Source organism: Bradyrhizobium sp. ISRA464 (assembly GCF_029910095.1).
Taxonomy (GTDB): Bacteria; Pseudomonadota; Alphaproteobacteria; order Rhizobiales; family Xanthobacteraceae; genus Bradyrhizobium.
This window is the reverse complement of the sequence record NZ_CP094526.1, coordinates 7,688,220-7,708,942: the sequence shown is the minus strand read 5'-3', so window position 1 is coordinate 7,708,942 and position 20,723 is coordinate 7,688,220. Positions and strand designations below refer to the sequence as shown.

19 protein-coding genes are annotated in these 20,723 nt (G+C 64.7%); 11 read left to right on the top strand and 8 right to left on the bottom strand.

Translation table 11 applies throughout. From position 1 onward, the window contains the following. Positions 1–257: 257 nt before the first annotated feature. A complete protein-coding gene (locus MTX19_RS35650) occupies positions 258–464 on the bottom strand; it encodes a hypothetical protein (protein ID WP_280985715.1) in 207 nt (68 codons plus the stop codon). A 170-nt stretch (positions 465–634) separates the two neighbouring features. On the opposite strand from MTX19_RS35650, the gene MTX19_RS35645 reads away from it, so the two are divergent. From MTX19_RS35645 to MTX19_RS35630, 4 genes are all read left to right on the top strand, one after another. Next, the gene (locus MTX19_RS35645) at positions 635–1,582 is read left to right on the top strand and encodes a TAXI family TRAP transporter solute-binding subunit (protein WP_280985714.1); all 948 of its coding nucleotides are present in this window, start codon (positions 635–637) and stop codon (positions 1,580–1,582) included. A 173-nt stretch (positions 1,583–1,755) separates the two neighbouring features. Then, entirely contained in the window at positions 1,756–3,867 is a 2,112-nt protein-coding gene (locus MTX19_RS35640; protein ID WP_280981380.1) for a TRAP transporter permease, read from the top strand. Next, positions 3,864–4,241: a DUF1850 domain-containing protein gene (locus MTX19_RS35635; protein ID WP_280981379.1), complete on the top strand. Its 378-nt coding sequence runs from the start codon at positions 3,864–3,866 to the stop codon at positions 4,239–4,241. Before MTX19_RS35640 ends, MTX19_RS35635 begins: the two co-directional genes overlap by 4 nt. Before the next feature lie 91 nt (positions 4,242–4,332). Further along, positions 4,333–5,139, top strand: coding sequence for a glucose 1-dehydrogenase (locus tag MTX19_RS35630; protein ID WP_280981378.1), 807 nt, complete (start codon positions 4,333–4,335; stop codon positions 5,137–5,139). Between the two features lie 14 nt (positions 5,140–5,153). Here MTX19_RS35630 and MTX19_RS35625 read toward each other — a convergent pair whose 3' ends face one another. Continuing rightward, positions 5,154–6,698, bottom strand: coding sequence for a sodium:proton antiporter (locus MTX19_RS35625; protein ID WP_280981377.1), 1,545 nt, complete (start codon positions 6,696–6,698; stop codon positions 5,154–5,156). A gap of 136 nt (positions 6,699–6,834) precedes the next feature. Between MTX19_RS35625 and MTX19_RS35620 the strand changes: the two genes are divergently transcribed. From MTX19_RS35620 to MTX19_RS35605, 4 genes are all read left to right on the top strand, one after another. Then, positions 6,835–7,602, top strand: a complete 768-nt coding sequence (locus MTX19_RS35620) for a hypothetical protein (RefSeq protein ID WP_280981376.1) — start codon at positions 6,835–6,837, stop codon at positions 7,600–7,602. A gap of 181 nt (positions 7,603–7,783) precedes the next feature. After that, on the top strand, positions 7,784–9,694 hold the full coding sequence (locus tag MTX19_RS35615) for a propionyl-CoA synthetase (RefSeq protein ID WP_280981375.1): 1,911 nt from the start codon (positions 7,784–7,786) through the stop codon (positions 9,692–9,694). Positions 9,695–9,943: 249 nt separating this feature from the next. Continuing rightward, positions 9,944–10,216 (top strand): hypothetical protein, encoded by a 273-nt coding sequence (locus MTX19_RS35610; protein ID WP_280975603.1) that lies wholly within the window; start codon positions 9,944–9,946, stop codon positions 10,214–10,216. 18 nt (positions 10,217–10,234) lie between these two features. Further along, complete coding sequence (locus MTX19_RS35605) at positions 10,235–10,441, top strand: DUF6494 family protein (protein ID WP_280975604.1); 207 nt, start codon at positions 10,235–10,237, stop codon at positions 10,439–10,441. 114 nt (positions 10,442–10,555) lie between these two features. Here the strand turns inward: MTX19_RS35605 and MTX19_RS35600 are convergent, their stop codons facing one another. After that, positions 10,556–11,257, bottom strand: a complete 702-nt coding sequence (locus MTX19_RS35600; RefSeq protein ID WP_280975605.1) for a cell cycle transcriptional regulator TrcR — start codon at positions 11,255–11,257, stop codon at positions 10,556–10,558. Positions 11,258–11,474: 217 nt separating this feature from the next. Between MTX19_RS35600 and ispH the strand changes: the two genes are divergently transcribed. Genes ispH through rnhA form a run of 3 tightly spaced genes read left to right on the top strand, consistent with a single transcriptional unit; the run spans position 11,475 to position 13,887 of the window. After that, the gene (gene ispH / locus MTX19_RS35595) at positions 11,475–12,449 is read left to right on the top strand and encodes a 4-hydroxy-3-methylbut-2-enyl diphosphate reductase (RefSeq protein ID WP_280985713.1); all 975 of its coding nucleotides are present in this window, start codon (positions 11,475–11,477) and stop codon (positions 12,447–12,449) included. Between the two features lie 5 nt (positions 12,450–12,454). After that, positions 12,455–13,435 (top strand): homoserine kinase, encoded by a 981-nt coding sequence (locus MTX19_RS35590; RefSeq protein ID WP_280981373.1) that lies wholly within the window; start codon positions 12,455–12,457, stop codon positions 13,433–13,435. After that, positions 13,423–13,887 (top strand): ribonuclease HI, encoded by a 465-nt coding sequence (gene rnhA, locus MTX19_RS35585; protein ID WP_280981372.1) that lies wholly within the window; start codon positions 13,423–13,425, stop codon positions 13,885–13,887. Before MTX19_RS35590 ends, rnhA begins: the two co-directional genes overlap by 13 nt. Positions 13,888–14,143: 256 nt before the next feature. On the opposite strand, the gene MTX19_RS35580 is transcribed toward rnhA, so the two are convergent. From MTX19_RS35580 to MTX19_RS35560, 5 genes are all read right to left on the bottom strand, one after another. Continuing rightward, positions 14,144–14,629 carry a peroxiredoxin gene (locus tag MTX19_RS35580; RefSeq protein WP_280981371.1) on the bottom strand — a complete coding sequence of 162 codons (486 nt, stop codon included), beginning with the start codon at positions 14,627–14,629 and terminating at the stop codon, positions 14,144–14,146. A 108-nt stretch (positions 14,630–14,737) separates the two neighbouring features. Beyond that, complete coding sequence (locus MTX19_RS35575) at positions 14,738–15,295, bottom strand: DUF924 family protein (protein WP_280981370.1); 558 nt, start codon at positions 15,293–15,295, stop codon at positions 14,738–14,740. A gap of 24 nt (positions 15,296–15,319) precedes the next feature. Continuing rightward, a complete protein-coding gene (locus MTX19_RS35570; protein ID WP_280984990.1) occupies positions 15,320–17,002 on the bottom strand; it encodes a long-chain fatty acid--CoA ligase in 1,683 nt (560 codons plus the stop codon). 159 nt (positions 17,003–17,161) lie between these two features. Then, on the bottom strand, positions 17,162–18,610 hold the full coding sequence (locus tag MTX19_RS35565; RefSeq protein WP_280981369.1) for a D-alanyl-D-alanine carboxypeptidase family protein: 1,449 nt from the start codon (positions 18,608–18,610) through the stop codon (positions 17,162–17,164). 201 nt (positions 18,611–18,811) lie between these two features. Next, the gene (locus MTX19_RS35560) at positions 18,812–20,590 is read right to left on the bottom strand and encodes a glucan ABC transporter ATP-binding protein/ permease (protein ID WP_280981368.1); all 1,779 of its coding nucleotides are present in this window, start codon (positions 20,588–20,590) and stop codon (positions 18,812–18,814) included. Positions 20,591–20,723: the final 133 nt, after the last annotated feature.

Here is a 20,723-nt window from a genome sequence, read left to right as displayed (position 1 = left end):
AAGGCCGCGAATTCGAATTAAATTGCGAGGGAAATGGCACATGACGTCGCACCTCGGCCTGCAATAAATGCGTCATCTGGCGTTCATGAGCGCGATTTGACGGCTTCACGATCGTCGCCGGATTCGACGTCGCCGTGTTTCATCAAGGGACGGTGTTAATCTCTGTGTTGATGCGCTCGCGTCGGCGTGAATCTGCGCCATTGTTGAACATCAAGTTGCGTGGCGTGACGCGAATCAGACGCGAATCAATCGCGTGCTTACACCGCGCGCATCGCATCGTGATCTTTCAAGAGAGTGGAGCGCGTCGGCCTATAGGCGTCCATGTGACCGAGCCGTGCGTTGCGCTCTTCCGCTCGGTCAGCAGGTCGATCGTCAGATAGGGGGCCGAGCCCGTCGCGCACATCGGCAGGGAAGACGTTCAGCGCATCGAGCGCTCGCGCGACGGGCGTTTCGGACGGCTGCAAGTAATACCTCGCGGGTCGGGCCCGTGCCTCAACCTTTTCGCGCCGGGTTCCCGCATCCGGTCGCGATTGCGGCGCGATGCGGCTGCGACAATGCATGCGTCGTTTGGATGGGTTGACCCGGCGGGGGTGTCCGGCCAATTTCCGGCCGGCTCAAGGGGAGAATAATACTCATGAATTCGAAGTTGGTGGCTGCTGCGATCGTGGTAGCCAGCGTTTTGTCGGCGCCTGTCGCACGGGCCGAGCAGTTCATTAACGTGCTGACGGGTGGGACCTCCGGCGTTTATTATCCGCTCGGCGTCGCGATCGGTAAGATCTACGGCGACAAGATCCCCAACGTGAAGACCCAGGTGCAGGCCACCAAGGCGTCGGTGGAGAACCTGGTGCTGCTGCAGCAAGGCCGCGGCGAGATCGCGTTCACGCTCGGTGATTCGCTGAAGGCAGCCTGGGAAGGCGATGCGGAAGCCGGCTTCAAGACCAAGCTCGACAAGCTGCGCACGATCGGCGCGATCTACCCGAACTACATCCAGATCGTCGCGACCGCCGAAAGCGGCATCAAGACGCTGGCCGATCTCAAGGGCAGGAGCCTGTCGGTGGGCGCGCCGAAGTCCGGAACCGAGCTCAATTCCCGCGCGATCCTTGCGGCCGCCGGCATGAGCTACAAGGATCTCGGCAAGGTCGAGTATCTGCCGTTCGCGGAATCCGTCGACCTGATGAAGAACCGTCAGCTCAACGCGACGCTGCAATCCGCCGGTCTCGGCGTCGCCTCGCTGAAGGACCTCTCGACCTCGACCAATATTACCGTGGTGGCGGTGCCGAAGGAGACCGTCGACAAGATCGGTCCGCCCTTCGTCTCGGTGATCATACCGGCCAACACCTATACCGGCCAGGACAAGGATGTGCCGACCGCGGCGGTGGTGAACTATCTGGTCACCTCTAGCGCCGTATCAGACGATCTCGCCTATCAGATGACCAAGCTGGTCTATGAATCGCTGCCGGAGCTCGCCAATGCTCATGCCGCGGGCAAGGAGATCAAGCTCGAGACGGCTGCGAGCGGCAGCCCGGTGCCGTTGCACCCCGGTGCGATCCGCTATTACAAGGAAAAGGGCCTGATCAAGTAAGAGACGGCGTCGGTTCAGGTGTCATGGCCGGGCTTGACCCGGCCATCGATCTTTCTAAAGACGTTGATTTTTCGATGGATGCGCGGGTCGAGCCTGCGCATGACGTACGGCGGACGCGGCCCAGGCGCCAGACAGGTGCAGTCAGCGTCGCGGGGACGGCGGGGGACTAATTCATGCAACAGCAGGCCGAGGGCGCTCAACAGCCCGTCAAGGTTGAATTCGACAATTTCGAGCACGGGTTTCCGGAGGGGTTCGGATCGGGCGGCTGGGGTTACTTGGCCTACGCCATCGCGCTCGCGTTTGCGGTGTTTCAGCTCTACGTCGCGGCCTTCAACTACCTGCCGAGCCAGGTGGTGCGCGGCGTCCATGTCGGCTTCCTGATCCTGTTGACCTTCGGCCTGATCGGTAATTTCACGGCGAAGACCGATTTCGGCCGCGCGCTGAGCTGGATCATCGGCGGCGCCGGCTTCCTCTGCGGACTCTACCAGTGGATCTTCTACGCCGACCTGATCGCCCGCGACGGCGATCCCACCACCACTGACCTTGCGGTGGGCACGCTGCTTGCGGTGCTGATCTTCGAAGGCACGCGCCGGCTGATGGGGGCGGCGCTGCCGCTGATGTGCGGCGCCTGTCTGCTCTACTGGTTTTTCGGGCAGTATCTGCCGTCGCCGTTGAATCATCGCGGCTACGATTTCGACCAGATCGTCACACATCTCTCCTTCGGCACCGAAGGCTTCTACGGCGTTCCGATCTACGTTTCGGCGACGTACATCTTCCTCTTCATCCTGTTCGGCTCGTTCCTCGAGCGCGCCGGCATGATCCAGCTCTTCACCGACGTCTCGCTGGGCCTGTTCGGCCGGACCCGCGGCGGACCCGCCAAGGTCGCGGTGTTCGCCTCCGGCATGATGGGCACGATCTCGGGGTCGGGCGTCGCCAACGTCGTGACCGTCGGCCAGTTCACGATCCCGCTGATGATCAAGTTCGGCTATCGCCGCGCCTTCGCGGCCGGCGTCGAGGCCACCGCCTCGATGGGCGGACAGATCATGCCGCCGGTGATGGGTGCGGTCGCCTTCATCATGGCGGAGACGCTCGGCGTTCCCTATTCGGAGATCGTCAAGGCCGCGGTGATCCCGGCGGTCCTCTACTTCGCCTCCGCGTTCTGGATGGTGCATCTCGAGGCCGGCAAGCACGGCCTGGTCGGCATGAAGCGTTCGGAGATCCCGAGCGCCTGGAAGGCGCTGGTGGCGCGCTGGTACCTGGTGCTGCCGCTCGCGGCGCTTGTCTACATGCTGTTCGAGGGCTTCACGCCGCTCTATGCCGGCAGCATGGGGCTTGCGCTGACGGTCGCGTTGATCCTGGGCGCCAGCATCACCCTCGGTTTGTCCAATACCGTCCTGCGCTACATCTTCTGGATCGGGCTGGCACTGGTGGTCGCGGCGGTCTCGCGCAACGGGCTCGAGATCGTTCCGGTCGCCTGCATCGTCACCGGCCTGATCGCCATTGCCGCGATCACCCGCGGCGGCCGCGCCACGCTCGCCGCATGCCGCGACTCGCTCGCCGACAGCGCCAAGTCGGCGCTCACCGTGGGCATGGCCTGCGCCATTGTCGGGACCATCATCGGCATGATGACGCAGACCGGCGTCGGCACCATCTTCGGCAGCTGGATCATCGGCCTCGGCGCCAAGAGCCTGTTCCTGGCGCTGATCATGACCATGCTGCTGTCGATCCTGCTCGGCACCGGCATCCCGACCATCCCGACCTACATCATCACCGCGGCGCTCGCGGCGCCCGCGCTGGCGAAACTCGGCGTGCCGCTGATCGCAAGCCACATGTTCGCGTTCTACTACGGCATCATGGCCGACCTCTCGCCGCCGGTGGCGCTCGCGGCCCTTGCGGCGGCGCCGATCGCCAAGGAGAATCCCGACAAGATCGGCTGGGAGGCAATGCGGATCGCGCTTGCCGGCTACGTCATTCCCTTCATCTTCGTCTATTCGCCGGCGCTGATGCTGCAGACCAACGATCCGATGGTCGCGCAGCTCGGCTTCTACGGCGCAGTGGCCCTCGCGACCTTGAAGGCGCTGGTCGCGATCGCCCTGTTCGGCGTGGTCGCGATCGGCTTCCTGTTCACGCGGCTGACCCTGATCGAACTGGCCGTGGCCTTGGCCGGCGCGCTCTGCCTGCTCGGCGACTTCCCGTTCTCGGACACCGCGGGCTTCACGCTCGCTGCCGCGCTCGTGCTGTGGCAGTGGCGGCAGCGGTCGCGCAACGCGGTGGCGGCGGCTTGAGCCTCTGCCTCGCCTCGGCAGGTGTCGTGAAGGCGCTGTCGGTCGCAGCCTTCACGCTCGCCTGGACGCATTCGATCGAGAAGACGGCCTGGCAGGAAGACTGGCGCGTCACGGACGCCGGCCTTGAGCTTGTCCAGGCCCGCATCAAGGGATTCGGCGCCGGCATGGAGCCGCCGCCGGAGGCGCGCCTTATCGACGGCTGGTTCCAGTGGGCGCCGGCGCCCGTGCCAAGGCCGCAGGTCGTGCTCGGCAATTCCGGCGCCGCCGGCGAATGGCATCTGTGTCATGAAGGAAGCTGCCAGACGCTATCGGAGATTTTCGGGCATCCGATCGGTGCTAATGTCACCACGATGAGTGTGTGTCCGAATCCGTAGCCCGGATGTAGCGAAGCGAAATCCGGGAACACCGGCCCCGGATTGCGCTGCGCTTCATCCGGGCTACAAGAACAACAGGGGAGAACAATTGATGGATCGGCTCAAGGGCAAGGTTGCGATGGTGGTCGGTGCGGGCTCGATCGGGCCCGGCTGGGGCAACGGCAAGGCGACCGCCGTCACCTTCGCGCGCGAGGGCGCCAGCGTGTTTTGCGTCGATCGCAACGGCGCGGCCGCGGAAGAGACCGCCGGGATCATCACCGGCGAGGGCGGCAAGGCGACTGCATTCACCGCCGACGTGTCGCGCGCCAGCGAGGTCGAGGCGATGGTCGCAGCCTGCCTGAAGAACTACGGCCGCATCGACGTGCTCGACAACAATGTCGGCATCGCCGAGGTCGGCAGCGTGGTCGAGGTGGGCGAAGCCGAATGGGATCGCGTCTTCGCGGTCAATCTCAAGAGCGCCTATCTGGCGATGAAGCACGTCATTCCCGTGATGATCAAGCAGGGCGGCGGCTCGATCATCAATATCTCCTCGATCGCCTCGATCCGCCATGTCGGCATTTCCTATGTCAGCTACAATGCGAGCAAGGCCGCGATGAACCAGATGACGCGCTCGACCGCGGTCGAGTTCGCCTCCAAGCATGTCCGCGTCAACGCGATCCTGCCCGGACTGATGAAGACGCCGATGGTCGCGCATTCGGCGGGGCTGGCGCAGAGCTACGCCAAGGGCGATGTGGAAGCTATGTGGCGCGCCCGCGACGCGCAGGTGCCGATGGGGCACATGGGCGACGCCTGGGACGTTGCCAATGCGGCGCTGTTCCTGGCGTCGGACGAATCGAAATATGTCACCGGCATCGAGCTCGTGGTCGACGGCGGCATCACCTCCAAGTCAGGGGCCTGAACGCGACGCGCCCGTCACGCTTCCACGCTGAGCTCGGCGCGATCGAGCTCTTCCTCCACCAGATGGAAGGCGTCGTCGCCGATCTGCTCGGCGTGGCGCAGGCTGATCAACGCCCGGCGGGCCGCGGCGACGGCACGCCGCCGCAGCGGATCGGCCGGGAGCTCGCGCGAGGCCAGGCCGCCCTCGGGGTCGGTCTCGGCGCGCAGCAGCACAGCGCGGTATTCGAGCCGGAGAATTTCGGCTTCCTCGGACGGGTCCGATTCGATTTCGTCGAGCGCGGCGCGAAAGGAGACGCTGCGGGCATGGGCGGCCTCGCGCGCAACCGGGTCGTCGTCATCGAATTTCAGCGCCAGGATCAGCGGCCGCAGCGTCAGGCCCTGGATCACCAGCGAACCGAGCACAACGGCAAACGCCGTCAGCAGGATCAGATCGCGATACGGAAAGTACTCGGGCAGCGCAAAGGCGGCCGCCAGCGTCACGATGCCGCGCATTCCGCACCAGGACTCGACAATGCCGCGTCGCAATGACGGTACGGCCGCCACCACGTGTGGCGGAAGCACGCCGCGCGCCTTCAAGGCCCGCAGGAATGCGCCATACGGTATCACCCAGGCGATGCGGGCGAGGATCACGACGGCGAGGATTGCCAGGGCAAAGCTGCCGTATTTGTACCGCACGTCGGCGTCGAGCCCCGACCAGATCGGGCGCAACTGCATGCCGATCAGCATGAACGCCAGCACGTTGAGGACGAAGATGACGGTTTCCCACACCGCATAGGATGACACGCGCAGCCGCGCCGACGTGCGGGTCGGTGCGGTGCGGGCAATGGTGATCGCATAGGCGATGATGGTGAGGATGCCGGACAGCCCGATATGCTCGGCCACGATCCATACCATGAAGGTGCCGGCGAACTGCGTGATGATTGCGCTCGGCGCCTCGGTGATGCGGCGCGTCATCGTCATCCAGACCTGCGCGAACAGAAAGCCGGCGGCGAGGCTTCCGAGCAGTGCGAAGGTGATGGCGGGCACAAACTCGCGCACCTTCATGTGCTCGGCGGCGATCAGGCCGACGGCGACACGATAGATCAGGAGCGCGCTGGCATCGTTGAGCAGGCTTTCGCCCTCGAGGATCTTCTGGATTCGATAGGGCAGGCTGACCTGGCGCAAGATCGCGGTCGCTGCCGCGGCATCGGGCGGGGCCACGATGGCGCCGAGCGCGACTGCAACGGCCCAAGGCATGTCCGGGCGCAGCCAGCGCGCGACGACGGCGACGGCCACCGTCGTGACGCCGACCGCGACCAGCACGAGCGTCGAAACCGGCAGCCAGTTGTTGCGGAGATCGCGCAGCGAGGTGTCGAAGGCGGCGTCGAGCAGGACCGGCGCAACAAACAGCGCCAGCGCGAGCTTCGGTTCCAGGGTCCAGGACGGGCCCGACGGCAGCAGGGCCAGCAGCATGCCGCCGATCGCAAGAAATGTCGGGTAGGGGACCTTGAGCCGCCGGGCCAGCGCTGACAGCGCAACGGCGGCGAGCAGGAGGCCGATGATCCATTCGAATGTCCGCAAGATGCCCCCCGTGCAGCCGATCGTAGCAATTGACGTATAATCCAGCGTGTGGTTTTGCCGCAAATTGCGTGCTGTCCGCGGCGCAGCCGTCTGGTTGGTTCTGGCGCAGGAGAGGGACGCCTTGTCGGCGATTGTGATGCGACGCAACTCTGGACATCTGGCCGTGGCGCTGAGTGTTTCCCTGTCATGCATGGTCATGGCCGGTGTTGCGCGCGCAACCAGCAGCGAGCCGGGCAAGGACGTCGAGGTTGATCCGGGCCCCTGCGTGGCCGCGGCCGCAGCAGCGGACGACGACAAGACGATCGACGTCTGCGGCGCGTTCATCGACAATGAGAAGGCGGCCAAGCCCGATCGCATCAAGGCCCTGATGGCGCGTGCCGCCGCCTACGACCGCAAGCAGATGACCGCTCGTGCGATCGGCGATTACGACACCGTGCTGCGGCTCGATCCGGGGCAGGCCGACGCGCACAATGCACGCGGCGAGCTCTGGCGCCGGAAAGGCGACCGGCCCAAGGCCATCATGGATTTCGGCGCCGCGCTCAAGCTCAATCCCGATCACGCCGCGGCCAGGGTCAATTACAAGTCGCTATCGCTCGAGCTGGAACGGATGGGCGCCATGATGGCGGTCGCCGGCAAGCCGAGCTTCGATTGCCGCAAGGCGCGCCGCGCGGTCGAAAAGGCGATCTGCGCCAATCCCGGCCTCGCCGACCTCGATCGCGAGATCAACGCATCGACCGTCCGCGCGATCCGTGAGGCGCAGGATCCGCGTCAGGCGCGCGAGCTGCAGCGCGATCAGGATCAGTTCATCGCCCGCCGCAATATCCAGTTCGGCAAGCCCGGCTACGATTTGCAGAAGGAGATGCGCGAGCGGCTGCAGCGGCTGAACGGCGCGGACGGATACTAGTGCTAACGTCGGTCAGTTTACGGCTTGAATTATCGGGTGAGCCCATGACAATGGCCGCCAAGAGAGCCAACCATCCGTAGTCGTCATGCCTGGCCCTAGACGTGGATGGCCGGGTCATCCTCGATCGAGTCGGGGACAGGCGCCCGGCCATGACGACGGAGAGAGGCGAGGGAGAAACGCGATGAACATTCAGCAGAACAGCCGGTATCATGAGGTGTATGCCCGCTCGCTTCGGGATCCCGAGGGATTCTGGGCAGAAGCGTCGCGCGAGATCGATTGGATCGAGCCGGCAAAGAAGATCTTCGATCCCGCGATCGGGGTGTATGGGCGCTGGTTCGCCGGGGCCGTGGTCAACACCTGCTACAACGCGCTGGATCGCCATGTCGCCGGCGGCCGTGCCGACCAGCTCGCGCTGATCCACGATTCTCCGCTCACCAACACGATCACGAAATTGACCTATTCCGAGCTGCTGGAGGAGGTGCAGACGCTGGCCGCGGTGATGCAGGATTTCGGCGTCACCAAGGGCGATCGCGTCATCCTCTATATGCCGATGGTGCCGGAGGCGGTGGTCGCGATGCTCGCCTGCGCGCGGATCGGTGCGGTGCACAGCGTGGTGTTCGGCGGCTTCGCGGCCAAGGAGCTGGCGAGCCGGATCGATGACGCCAAGCCGAAGCTGATCTTCTCGGCAAGCTGCGGGCTCGAGCCCGCGCGCATCGTGCAGTACAAGCCGCTGCTCGATGAAGCGATCCGCCTCGCCAGCGCGAAGCCGGAAACCTGCATCATCCTGCAACGGCAGCAGCACGGCTGCGAGCTCACGGCCGGTCGCGATCATGATTGGGCGAGCTTGCGCCAGGCCGCCTTCGACACCGGCAAGGCCGCGGCTTGCGTCCCGGTGCTCGCGACCGATCCGCTCTACATCCTCTACACCTCGGGCACGACGGGAATTCCGAAGGGCGTCGTGCGCGACAATGGCGGGCATCTCGTCGCGCTGAAGTGGTCGATGTACAATCTCTACGGCGTGAAGCCGGGCGAAGTCTGGTGGTGCGGCTCTGATATCGGCTGGGTGGTCGGCCACTCCTACATCGTCTATGGCCCGCTGATCCACGGCGCGACCACGATCATGTATGAGGGCAAGCCGGTCGGCACGCCCGACGCCGGCGCGTTCTGGCGCCTGATTTCCGAGCACAAGGCGGTGGCGCTGTTCACGGCGCCGACCGCGTTCCGCGCCATCCGCAAGGAAGATCCGGACGGCAAGTTCATCCGGCAGTATGACCTCTCGAACTTCCGTACGCTTTTCCTCGCCGGCGAGCGCGCCGATCCGCCGACGGTGGAGTGGGCGGAGCAGCAGCTCAAGGTACCGGTGATCGATCACTGGTGGCAGACCGAGACCGGCTGGTGCATCGCCGGCGATCCGGTGGGCCTCGGCATGCTGCCGGTCAAGCATGGTTCGCCGACGGTGTCGATGCCGGGTTATCAGGTGGATGTGGTCGACGAGTCGGCAAAGCCGGTGCCTGCGGGCACCATGGGGTCGATCGTGATCAAGCTGCCGATGCCGCCCGGCTGCCTGCCGACATTGTGGCAGCAGGACGAGCGCTTCAAGGAAGCCTATCTCTCGGAATTCCCCGGCTACTACAAGACCTCGGACGCCGGCTACAAGGATGAGGATGGCTACGTCTGGGTGATGGGCCGCACCGACGACATCATCAATGTCGCCGGTCACCGGCTCTCCACCGGCGGCATGGAAGAAATTCTGGCGTCGCATCCCGACGTCGCCGAATGCGCCGTGCTCGGCATCAAGGACGCGATCAAGGGCGAGGTGCCTTGCGGCTTCCTGGTGCTGAAGGCCGGAGTGGCGAAGCGCCCTGATGACGTCGAGAAGGAGGTCGTTGCGCTAGTGCGCGAGAAGCTCGGCCCGGTCGCCGCGTTCAAGCTCGCGATCACCGTGGCGCGGCTGCCGAAGACCCGCTCCGGCAAGATCCTCCGCGGCACCATCAAGAAGATCGCCGACGGCGAGCCCTGGACCATGCCGGCGACGATCGAGGATCCCAAGGTGCTCGACGAGATCGGCGCCGCGCTGAAGGAGAAGGCGTAGTCGTCGTCGGCGCGAGAAGCGAGGCCGCATCTGAGAGATCACGCCGCGCGGCCACCCCTCTCCCCAGCCCTCCCCCTTGCGGGGGAGGGCTGGGGAGAGGGGTAAGCCGCGGACGAGATGATTGTAGGGCATCATCTCTCAATTCGTGTCGTCGAAACGCATCCAGAAGCAAAACCGTCTTGATTTTGTTGGATTGCCGGGTCATCCCGGTCTCTTACGTTACGTCGCCACAAGATACGGACTCAACGGATGCGAACGATTTCCGCACGCGCGCCCTTCGCCTTGCTGCTTGCGCTGCCGCTGCTCGCAGGCTGCCTCGAGCGCGGCCACTCGCCGGTCGCGGAGAGCATGGGCGATGACGATCAGTACTGTCAGGCCAACGGCACCGTGAAGGTCGGCTCGCCCGAATATGTCGCCTGCCGCAGGGATCGCGACGTCCAGCGCCAGAACGCCGAGGCCCGCTCCGATCGCCGCCAGCGCGATCTCGGCGAATACATGATGAACCATCCGGACGTGCATTAGATGTCAGAGGAGGCGATGATGAACGAGGACGTTTTCAACGCCAGCCTTCGCGGTTTCCTCAAGAAGGTCGGCATTACTTCCCAGCGCGAAGTCGAAAAGGCCGTGCGCGAGGCCGTCGCGAGCGGCCGGCTCAAAGGCAATGAGAAGCTTCCGGCGAAGGTTGTGCTGACCATCGGCGGCGTCAATCTCGTTCATGACATATCGGGCGAGATCGAACTCGGCTGACATAGGTCGGCGCATCTTCTCGTGGTGTTCCTGGCGCCGCTTGTGCGCAAACAAAAACGCGGCAGGTTGCCCTGCCGCGCTTCGTAGTCCCGCGATCGATCGCGTGGTTCGCGCTTACTCTTCCTCGTCGTCGGCCTTCTTGCCGCCGATCGTCTTGAGCTTGGCGAACACGGCGTCGACGTTGAGATCGTCGTGCTGCTTCTCGGCCGGCTCGTAGTCGGGCTGATCCTTGCGCGTGGTCTCGGAGGCCGGCAGCAGCGTGGCGCCGCCATAGACGGTGGTGGTCGGCTTCTCCTTGGCGGCGCGCTGCACCTCGAAATCGAGCTCGATCTGCGAGCACAGGCCGAGCGTCACCGGGTCCATCGGCGTCAGCGTCGAGGCGTTCCAGTGGGTGCGGTCGCGCACGCTCGCGATCGTGGTCTTGGTGGTACCGACCAGACGCATGATCTGCGCGTCCTTCAGTTCGGGGTGGTTGCGCACCAGCCACAGGATGGCGCTCGGCCGCTCATGGCGACGCGACACCGGGGTGTAGCGTGGGCCCTTCTTCTTGGCCGCGGCCGGCAGCACCACCTTGCTCTCCTGAAGCTTGAGGCGATAGTTCGGGTCGCTTTCGCCCCTTTCGATCTCCTCGCGGGTGAGCTGGCCGTTGGAAATCGGGTCCATGCCCTTGATGCCCTGGGCGGCATCGCCGTCGGCGATTGCGCGCACCTCGAGGGGGTGCATTTTGGTAAAATCGGCCACCTGATCGAAGGTCAAAGCGGTATTGTCGACCAACCACACGGCAGTCGCCTTCGGCATCAGCGGTGCGTTGCTCATGGCAAATCTCCTTTATGCTTCGCCCACCTCTGTCGAGGCGAAGCTGGTAGTCATCGGCGATGACGGGAATTCTGGCCCTATATAAGCCCTCAGGGGGGAATGGCGCAATGGGCCAGCAAAATCGCCTTGACAGCGCCTGAAAGCAGTCCCAAGTCCTTATCCGAATTGGCCGTTCCCCGCCCGGCGGCGAGGGGTGATCCGGTCCCGAGATGGCCTCATGTCAGCGAAAAAACCCGACCTTAGAATCGTGCTTTGTTCCCCGCGTGGCTTCTGCGCCGGGGTTGTTCGTGCCATCGACACGGTGGAACGGGCGCTCACGATCTATGGTGCCCCGGTCTATGTCCGGCACGAGATCGTCCATAACAAGTATGTGGTGGACAGCCTGAAGACGAAAGGCGCGATTTTCGTCGAGGAATTGGCCGAAATCCCCGACGATACCAACGCGCCGGTGGTGTTCTCGGCCCACGGGGTTCCCAAATCGGTTCCTGCCGAAGCCAAGGCCCGCAATTTCTTCTCGCTGGACGCAACCTGCCCGCTGGTGACCAAGGTCCACCGCGAGGCGGCGATCCATTTCAAGCGCGGCCGTGAAATCCTTCTGATCGGGCATTCGCACCACCCAGAGGTGGTCGGCACCCTGGGCCAGCTCCCGGCGGGGGCCGTGACCCTGATCGAGACCGCCGAGGACGCCAAAACCTTCACGCCGAAGGACCCGGACAACCTCGCCTTTGTGACCCAGACCACGCTGTCGATCGATGACACCGCCGAGATCGTGGCGCTGCTCAAGGAGCGCTTCCCGAACGTCAACGGTCCGCACAAGGAAGACATCTGCTACGCCACCACCAACCGCCAGCTCGCGGTGAAGAAGGTGGCCCCGGTGGTCGATGCCCTGATCGTGGTCGGTGCGCCGAACTCGTCGAACTCGCAGCGTCTGCGCGAGGTCGCCGAGCGCGAGGGCTGCCCCATTGCCGTGCTTGCCCAAAGGGCCAGCGACATCGACTGGAAGCGCTTCGAAGGCATCAAGAGCCTCGGCATCACCGCGGGCGCGTCCGCGCCGGAGGTGATCGTCGAGGAGATCATGGGCGCCTTCGCCGAACGCTACGAACTTCACGTGGAGACGGTCTCGGCTGCGGAAGAGAACGAGTTCTTCCCGCTGCCGCGTTCGCTGCGGCCTGACGCTGCCGTCGCGGAATAAACCATATGGCGGTCTACACCGACGTCGCCGCCGAAGAGCTCGCGGAATTCCTCAAAAGTTACGACATCGGCGAACTGCTCTCCTACAAGGGCATCGCCGAAGGCGTCGAGAATTCGAACTTCCTGCTGCACACGAGCCAGGGCGCCTACATCCTCACGCTCTACGAGAAGCGCGTGGCGGAAGACGACCTGCCGTATTTCCTGTCGCTGATGGCGCATCTCGCCGAGCGCGGCGTTTCGTGCCCGCAGCCGGCGCGCAATCGTAAGGGCGAGGTCTATAGCCGGCTCGCCGGCCGGCCGGCGGCGGTCATCAATTTCCTCGAAGGGCTATGGCCGCGGCGGCCGAACGTGACGCATTGCGCGGGCGTCGGCCAAGCGCTGGCGAAGATGCATCTTGCCGGCCGCGACTTTCCGCTGGTGCGGACAAATCCGCTGTCGGTCTCCGGCTGGCGGCCGCTATTTGATCTCGCCGCGGCGCGGGCCGACAGCGTCCAGGTGGGATTGCACGACTTCGTCGCGCGCGAGCTCGATCATCTCGAAGCAAGCTGGCCGACCGACCTGCCGGTCGGCGTCATCCATGCCGACCTGTTTCCCGACAACGTCTTCTTCCTCGGCGACAAGGTGTCGGGGCTGATCGACTTCCCGTTCTCCTGCAACGACATCCTGGCCTACGACATCGCGATCTGCCTGAACGCCTGGTGCTTCGAGGCGGATCATTCCTTCAACGTCACCAAGGCCCGCGCGTTGCTCAATGCCTATCGCCGCGAACGGCCGCTGTCGGCCGCCGAGGAGGCCGCGATGCCGCTGCTCGCGCGGGGGGCCGCGATGCGCTTCCTGCTGACGCGCCTCGTCGACTTCCTCAACGTGCCGGAAGGCGCGCTGGTGCAGCCGAAGGACCCACTGGAATATGTCCGCAAGCTGCGCTTCCAGCAGAATGTCGCTGGTCTCAACGACTATGGCATCACGCCGGCAGGATGCGTGGCGTGAGCGAAAAGCCGCATGTCACTGTTTTCACCGACGGTGCCTGCTCCGGAAATCCCGGACCGGGCGGCTGGGGCGCGATCCTCAGATTCGGCGACGTCGAGAAGGAATTGAAGGGCGGCGAGCCGCACACCACCAACAATCGCATGGAGCTGATGGCGGCGATCTCGGCGCTCGAAGCGTTGAAGAAGCCTTGCGTCGTCGACCTCACGACCGACAGTCAGTATGTTCGCCAGGGCATCACCGGCTGGATCCATGGCTGGAAGCGCAACGGCTGGCGTACCGCCGACAAGAAGCCGGTCAAGAATGTCGAGCTCTGGCAACGGCTCGACGCCGCGCTGAAGCCGCATGAGGTGCGCTGGCACTGGATCAGGGGCCACGCCGGCCACGCCGAGAACGAGCGCGCGGATCAGCTCGCGCGCGAGGGCGTCGCGATGGCGCGGCTGAAGGAGTTGTAGGGCGTCGCTGCGTCCCTAGGTGTAGGGTGGGTAGAGCGAAGCGAAACCCACCATCTCAGTCCGCGGCACGAAGGTGATGGGTTTCGCTGCGCTCTACCCATCCTACGATTCCCCGCTAACGCACTCCCAAAACTGTCATCGCCCGCGAAGGCGGGCGATCCAGTATTCGAGAGACGGTGGTTTTCAAAACGGAGGCCACAGCGTACTGGGTCGCCCGGTCAAGCCGGGCGACGACAGTGTGCGCGTGGCGTTCAACTCAGAGCTGCCCGAGCAGCGTGTCGCCGCCGGAGACCTCGACCTTGCCCGGTGCGGGCTCGAGGTTGAACTTCTTCACCATGCCGTCCTCGACCAGCATCGAGTAGCGCTTGGAGCGGATGCCGAGCCCGTTGGCGGAGGCGTCGAGCTCCATGCCGATCGCCTTGGTGAAGTCAGCATTGCCGTCGGCGAGGAAGACGGCTTCGTCGCGCTGGTCGGTGTCGCGCTTCCAGGCGTTCATCACGAAGACGTCGTTGACCGAAACGATCGCAATGGTGTCGACGCCCTTGTTCTTGATGGCGTAGGCGTTGAGGAAGATGCTCGGCAGGTGCATCTTGTGGCAGGTGCCGGTGTAGGCGCCGGGCACCGCGAACAGGGCGACCTTCTTGCCCTTGAAGATATCGTCGGTGGTTTTGACCTGCGGCCCTTCGGCGGTCATCACGCGAAACTTGGCTTCCGGCAGCTTGTCGCCAACCTTGATCGTCATCGTTGTTCTCCCTCGGTGAAGCGGAACTGTCTTAACCCCGGCGGTCGCACGGCACAATACGAGCTGGTGGAAGAACGGCAATGCCGGAGGCTGGTCACTGTTCCGTCATCAGCCGGAAAATCCTCCCGCATCAAGGAAAGCCTGCTCTTCCGGCGTCGTCGGCCGGCCCAGGATGAGGTTACGGTGCGGGAAGCGGCCGAACCGGCGGATGATGTCGGCGTGGTCCTCGGCATATTTCAGGTTGTCCGGATGGCCGCCGGCTTGCTGGATCAGCGCAACACAGCGCTGCTGGTCGGCCAGATGCTCCGAATGCATGAAGGGCAGATAGAGGAATTCGCGCAACAGCGGATCGATCCGTCCGTCGACGCCGCGCTCGATCGCGCGGCCCGCGACCTTGCGCGCCAGCGCGTCGCTCGCATAGGTCCGCGCGTCCTGGCGGAACATGTTGCGCGGAAACTGGTCGAGCACGATGGTGAGCGCCAGCGCGCCGTCGTCGCTCGCCTCCCATGAGGACAATCCGCCCGCAGCCGCCTTCTCCCAGGTTGCGAGAGAGCGGTTGCGGATCTCGGGATCGAAGGCGTCGTCGCGCTTGTACCAGCGGTCGCGTCCGGCCTCACGCCAGAACGCGAGGACGTCGGCCGCTGTCGCGAGCCGCGCGTCAGTCATCGCTCGACGCCCGCGGCGCTCGTCTCACGCCGCGGCCTTCTTCTCGTCGCGCAGCTCGCGGCGCAGAATCTTGCCGACATTGGTCTTCGGCAGGTCGGTCCTGAACTCGATCTGCTTCGGCACCTTGTAGGCGGTGAGCTGGGTGGCGGCGAACTTGATGATGTCCTCAGCGGTGACGTTCGGGTCTTTCTTGACCACGAACGCCTTGACCGCCTCGCCGGACTTCGCGTCGGGCACGCCGATCACGGCGCATTCCAGCACGCCCGGATGGCTCGCGAGCACTTCCTCGATCTCGTTCGGATAGACGTTGAAGCCGGAAACCAGGATCATGTCCTTCTTGCGGTCGACGATCTTGGTGAAGCCGTTCTCGTCCATCACGCCGATGTCGCCGGTGCGGAAATAGCCGTCCGCGGTCATCACGCGCGCGGTCTCGTCCGGCCTGTTCCAGTAGCCGGCCATCACCTGCGGGCCCTTGGCGCAGATCTCGCCGGCCTGGCCGATCGGCAGCTCGTTGCCGTCATCGTCGCGGATCGACAGCCAGGTCGAGGGCACCGGCAGTCCGATCGAGCCGGAGAACTTGTCGGTATCGGCTGGATTGCAGGTCAGCGTCGGCGAGGTCTCCGACAGGCCGTAGCCTTCCGACAACGCACAGCCGGTCACCTTCAGCCATTTTTCGGCGACGGGCTTCTGCGTCGCCATGCCACCGCCGAACGAGGTCTTCAGCTTGGAGAAGTCGAGCTTGTCGAAGCCGGGCGTGTTCAACAGGCCGTTGTAGAGCGTGTTGACCGCCGGGAAGCTGTTGATCTGATACTTCGACAGCTCGTTGACGAAGCCCGCCATGTCGCGCGGGTTCGGGATCAAGAGGTTGACGCCGCCGGCGCGCACCGCGAGCAGGTAACAGGCGGTCAGCGCGAAGATGTGGTAGAGCGGCAGCGCGCAAACGATGAAGAGCTGCTCGACATGCGGCGGCTTCTTCAGCGCGGGCTGCAGCCAGGCGTCGTTCTGCAGCACGTTGGCGAGCACGTTCTGGTGGATCAGGGTGGCGCCCTTGGAAACGCCCGTGGTGCCGCCGGTATATTGCAGGAAGGCGACGTCCTGGCGCGTGAGCGCGGGCTTGTTGAGCTTCATGCCGCGTCCGGCCGCGAGCGCGTCGTTGAACGTGACGGCGCCGGGGATCGACCAGGCCGGCACCATCTTCTTCACGCGCCGCACCACCAGGTTGACGATCACGCCCTTGAAGCCGAGCAGGTCGCCCATGCTGCCGACGATGACGTGCTTGACGGAGGTGTTGGCGAGCACCTTCTGCACGGTGGTGGCGAAATTCTCCAGGACGATGATCGCCTCGGCGCCGGAATCCTTGAGCTGATGCTCGAGCTCGCGCGGCGTGTAGAGCGGATTGACGTTGACCACGGCATAGCCGGCGCGCAGCACCGCAGCGGTCGCGATCGGATATTGCAGCACGTTCGGCATCATCAGCGCGACGCGCGCGCCCTTCTGAAGGCCCTTGCTCTGCAGATAGGCGCCGAGCGCCGTCGACATCTGGTCGAGGTCACGATAAGTGATCGACTTGTCCATGCAGATGAAAGCCTTGCGGTCGGCAAATTTCGTGAAGCTTTCCTCCAGCAGCTCGACCAGCGAGGAATACTGCGTGACGTCGATATCGGCGGGCACGCCGGCCGGATACTGCTTGAGCCAGATGCGCTCCATTTTGGTCATTCCCCTCTCATGACTTGCCGCTTTTCCCGGATTCGTCTCCGGCTTTTCCGGGCTTGGCCGCGTTGTTTTCGGCAGTATTGAGCAATGCCGCGGCCAATGGCAAGCCGCTGCGCGCTATCGACGCATTGGATAAGGAGATGGCCGGGGCGGCTAGCCGGCCGGCTGCTTGGCGTCGCTCTTCGGCTTCGTGGCGGCCTTCGGCTTCGCCGCGGGCTTTGCGGCCGCCTGCTTGTCGCCAGGCTTTGCGGCTGCCGGCTTTGCGGCGGCCGGCTTAGCGGCTGCGGTGTCCGGCTTCGCGTTGGCGTGCCGCACCGGCTTGGCTGCGGCCTGCTTGCTGTCGGACTTGTTGCCGTCCTTCTTGGTATCACCCTTGGCATCAGCCGCCGTGTCGGACTTCTTGTCCACCTTGATGACGACACGCGTGCGCTTGCCGCGCTTGACAGCGGGCTGCATCTTCTCGCTGTCGGCTTCGACCGCAGCGGCCAACGCAGCGCCGGTCTTGGTCGGACCGGTATAGACCACGACCGGCTCCGATGGTGCAGCCGGCAGCCCCAGCAGCTCGGATGGTTTCGGCATCGCTGCCTGCAGGCCGGCGGCGAAGAAGGTCATGCCGCTCTCGCCGTTGGTGCTCGAACTGCCGGCGCTGCTGGCGACGGTGTCCTCGTCCTCGTCGCTGGCGGGCCGCTTGCGCTTGGGGCCGCACATCTCGTCGTGCAGGTTCGGCGGCGAGGCGTCGATCGGCGCAAGGTTCTCGACGGTGCCGAGCGAGGGACGCAGCCATGCCAGCCCGTTGCCGGCGAAGCCGCGGTCCAAAAGCTGCGCAGCGCGGACCGCGCGCATGCGGCCCGAAGAGGCGCCGAGCACGACGGCGATCAGCCGCTTGCCGTCGCGCGTCGCCGAGGCCACGAGATTGTAGCCGGACGCGCAGATGAAGCCGGTCTTGAAGCCGTCGGCGCCCGGATAGCGGCCGATCAGCTTGTTGAAGTTTTGCGTGATCCGGCGGCCGAAGCGGATCGAGGGGATGTGGACGAAATATTCGTATTCCGGCAGGTCGCGGATGATGGCGCGGGCGAGGATCGCCATGTCGCGCGCTGAGGTGATCTGGCCGTCGGCCGGCAGGCCGTTCGGGTTGACGTAGCTCGTCTGCGTCATGCCGAGCTTCTGCGCGGTCTGGTTCATCATTGCCGCGAAGCCGTCGATCGAGCCACCGACGCCTTCAGCCAGCACCACGGCCATGTCGTTGGCCGACTTCACCAGCATCATCTTCAGCGCGTTGTCGACGGTAACCTGCGTGCCGGGCCGGAAGCCCATCTTCGAGGGCGATTGCGAGGCTGCGATCGGCGACACCGTGAGCAGCGTGTCGAGCGACACGCGGCCTTCCTTCACCGCCTTCAGCGTCACGTAGGCCGTCATCAGCTTGCTGAGCGATGCCGGATACCAGGGCATCGTCGCATTGTCGGCCTGCAGCACCTTTCCGCTGTCGGCCTCGATCAGCAGCAGCGCCTCGGCCTGCGCCGTGCGTGGCGTCGCAACGGCGAGCAGCGCGACAGCAAGAATCCACTTCAACGACGGGTTGCGCAACAGGCGGAGGAAATGCACGAGTCCGGTTCCGGTCCTTTGAGACCCGCCTTCAACAGGAGGTCTTTACGATGTGACGTTCGGGTTTCAAGCGTGTCCGGGGGCCGCGATGCGGCGACGCAAACCCTATACCGGCTTGCCAGCGGAGAACAGAGCCCGCCCAACTAAATCGTGGACGAAATCGGCTGAATTTCGGCAGCTGCCTCAATTGGAAGGCCGAAATTATGGTACCTCGAGATCGGCGCGTTGCTGTTCCTGAACCATGAATTGGGCACGCGCGAGATCAGCAAAACGCCCGCCTTTTGCCACCAGTTCATCGAAAGTTCCGCTTTCGATCACGCGTCCCTGGTCGAACATCAGGATGCGGGTGGCATGGCGAATCGTGGAGAGGCGGTGGGCGATCACAAATGTGGTACGTCCTTTCATCACTTCATCGAGAGCAGCGTTGACCTTGGCCTCGGTGACGGCGTCGAGCGCACTGGTCGCCTCGTCCAGGATCAGGATCGGCGGATCCTTCAGCAATGCGCGCGTGATCGACAGCCGCTGCCGCTCACCGCCCGACAGCATGCGGCCGCGTTCGCCGGCATGGGTGTCGAACTTCTTTTCGCTGCGCTCGATGAAATCAAGCGCCTGCGCGCGCCCCGCAGCGGTACGCAGTTCCTCATCGGTGGCGTCAGGCTTGCCGATACGCAGGTTCTCGGCGATCGAGCGGTTGAACAGCAGCGCCTCCTGGAACACCACGCCGATATTCCGTCGCAGCGCGGTCAGCTTCAGCGCGCGTATGTCCATACCGTCGATCTCGATGATGCCGGATTGCGGATCGAAGGCGCGATGCAGCAGCGCGATCGCGGTGGACTTGCCGGCACCGGTCGGTCCGACCAGCGCAATGGTCTGGCCGGGCAGCGCGGTGAAGGAGAGATCCTCGATGGCCGGGCGCTTGCCGTCGTAGGAGAACGAGACATCGTTGAACTCGACCAGGCCGGAGAGCCGGCCTGGGTCGACCGCGCCCGGCCGGTCGCGCACCGCCGGCACCGCATCGAGCACGTCGAAGAATTCCTTCAGCCGCGGCGCTTCCATGAACACGTTGTTGATGAAGCTCACCACCTGCTCGAGCTTCTGGATCAGCATGGTGGCGAACGAGACGAACATCACGATCTCGCCGACCGTGGTCAGGCCCTGGGTGTTCAGCGCGATGCCGACAGTGAAGATCGCGAGCACCGTGATCGTGGTCGACGCGCGGGTGATCACGGTGACGAGCGCCCACCACGACAGCACCGGCATCTGCGCGGCGAGCAGCTTGTCGGCGACGAAGCGCAGCCCCTGCACCTCGGAATCGATCCGTACGAAGCTCTGCACCAGCGCGACGTTGCCGAGCGCGTCGGAGGCGCGCGCCGAGAGGTCGCTGTAATATTCCTCGACCTCGCTCTGCATGCCGTAGGTCTTGCGCACCACCATCGTGGTCAGGATGGTGAAGACGACGCAGAGCGCGAACAGCAGGATGGCAAGGCGCCAGTTGATAAAGAGCGACAGCGGCAGCAGCACGACCAGCGACATGATCGCGGCGAAATGCTCGCGGAAGAAACTGAGCCAGAGCCGCCACAGCGCGTCGGTGCCGTTCAGCATCACCTTCATCAGCCGTCCCGAATGGGTGCCGGAATGGAAGGTCAGCGGCAGCTGCAGGATGTGCTCGAAATAATCGGTCAGCACCGCCTGGCGTTGGCGATGCGCCAGCCGGTCGGCCTGGAGCGCGACGACCGCGCTGCAACCGATCGTGAACAGGCCGAACACCACCCAGGCCCCCAGCAGCGGCCATGGCGAGGTGGTCGCGAACATCCCGGTCACCGGCCGGCCGGACAGCACGTCGACGATCTTGCCGAACAGCACCGGCTCGGCGAATTGCGCGCCCGCGAGCAGCAAATTGGCGGCGGCGAGAATCCAGCCGAGCCGAGCCTCCTTGCCGAGCAGTTCGAGGACGCGGGTATAGATGCGGAGCATGGACATGCCGGCGGGACCCTTGAGCGACCGACCCACCCGATCAGGCGGAATGCAATTTAATCAGGGTTCGCGGTGGAGGGCCAGCGGGCGATGGCTACATCCTGGCGTTATCCAACTCCATCGACCTCGTCTGGAGGGG

Bases quoted from the DNA above. Each gene is read 5' to 3' on its own strand.
- MTX19_RS35620 (WP_280981376.1), top strand. From the start codon at position 6,835: ATGCGACGCAACTCTGGACATCTGGCCGTGGCGCTGAGTGTTTCCCTG.
- MTX19_RS35570 (WP_280984990.1), bottom strand. From the start codon at position 17,002: ATGGAGCGCATCTGGCTCAAGCAGTATCCGGCCGGCGTGCCCGCCGAT.
- ispH (WP_280985713.1), top strand. From the start codon at position 11,475: ATGTCAGCGAAAAAACCCGACCTTAGAATCGTGCTTTGTTCCCCGCGT.
- MTX19_RS35580 (WP_280981371.1), bottom strand. From the start codon at position 14,629: ATGACGATCAAGGTTGGCGACAAGCTGCCGGAAGCCAAGTTTCGCGTG.
- MTX19_RS35600 (WP_280975605.1), bottom strand. From the start codon at position 11,257: ATGAGCAACGCACCGCTGATGCCGAAGGCGACTGCCGTGTGGTTGGTC.
- MTX19_RS35560 (WP_280981368.1), bottom strand. From the start codon at position 20,590: ATGTCCATGCTCCGCATCTATACCCGCGTCCTCGAACTGCTCGGCAAG.
- MTX19_RS35610 (WP_280975603.1), top strand. From the start codon at position 9,944: ATGCGAACGATTTCCGCACGCGCGCCCTTCGCCTTGCTGCTTGCGCTG.
- MTX19_RS35605 (WP_280975604.1), top strand. From the start codon at position 10,235: ATGAACGAGGACGTTTTCAACGCCAGCCTTCGCGGTTTCCTCAAGAAG.
- MTX19_RS35630 (WP_280981378.1), top strand. From the start codon at position 4,333: ATGGATCGGCTCAAGGGCAAGGTTGCGATGGTGGTCGGTGCGGGCTCG.
- MTX19_RS35640 (WP_280981380.1), top strand. From the start codon at position 1,756: ATGCAACAGCAGGCCGAGGGCGCTCAACAGCCCGTCAAGGTTGAATTC.
- MTX19_RS35615 (WP_280981375.1), top strand. From the start codon at position 7,784: ATGAACATTCAGCAGAACAGCCGGTATCATGAGGTGTATGCCCGCTCG.
- MTX19_RS35590 (WP_280981373.1), top strand. From the start codon at position 12,455: ATGGCGGTCTACACCGACGTCGCCGCCGAAGAGCTCGCGGAATTCCTC.
- rnhA (WP_280981372.1), top strand. From the start codon at position 13,423: ATGCGTGGCGTGAGCGAAAAGCCGCATGTCACTGTTTTCACCGACGGT.
- MTX19_RS35575 (WP_280981370.1), bottom strand. From the start codon at position 15,295: ATGACTGACGCGCGGCTCGCGACAGCGGCCGACGTCCTCGCGTTCTGG.
- MTX19_RS35645 (WP_280985714.1), top strand. From the start codon at position 635: ATGAATTCGAAGTTGGTGGCTGCTGCGATCGTGGTAGCCAGCGTTTTG.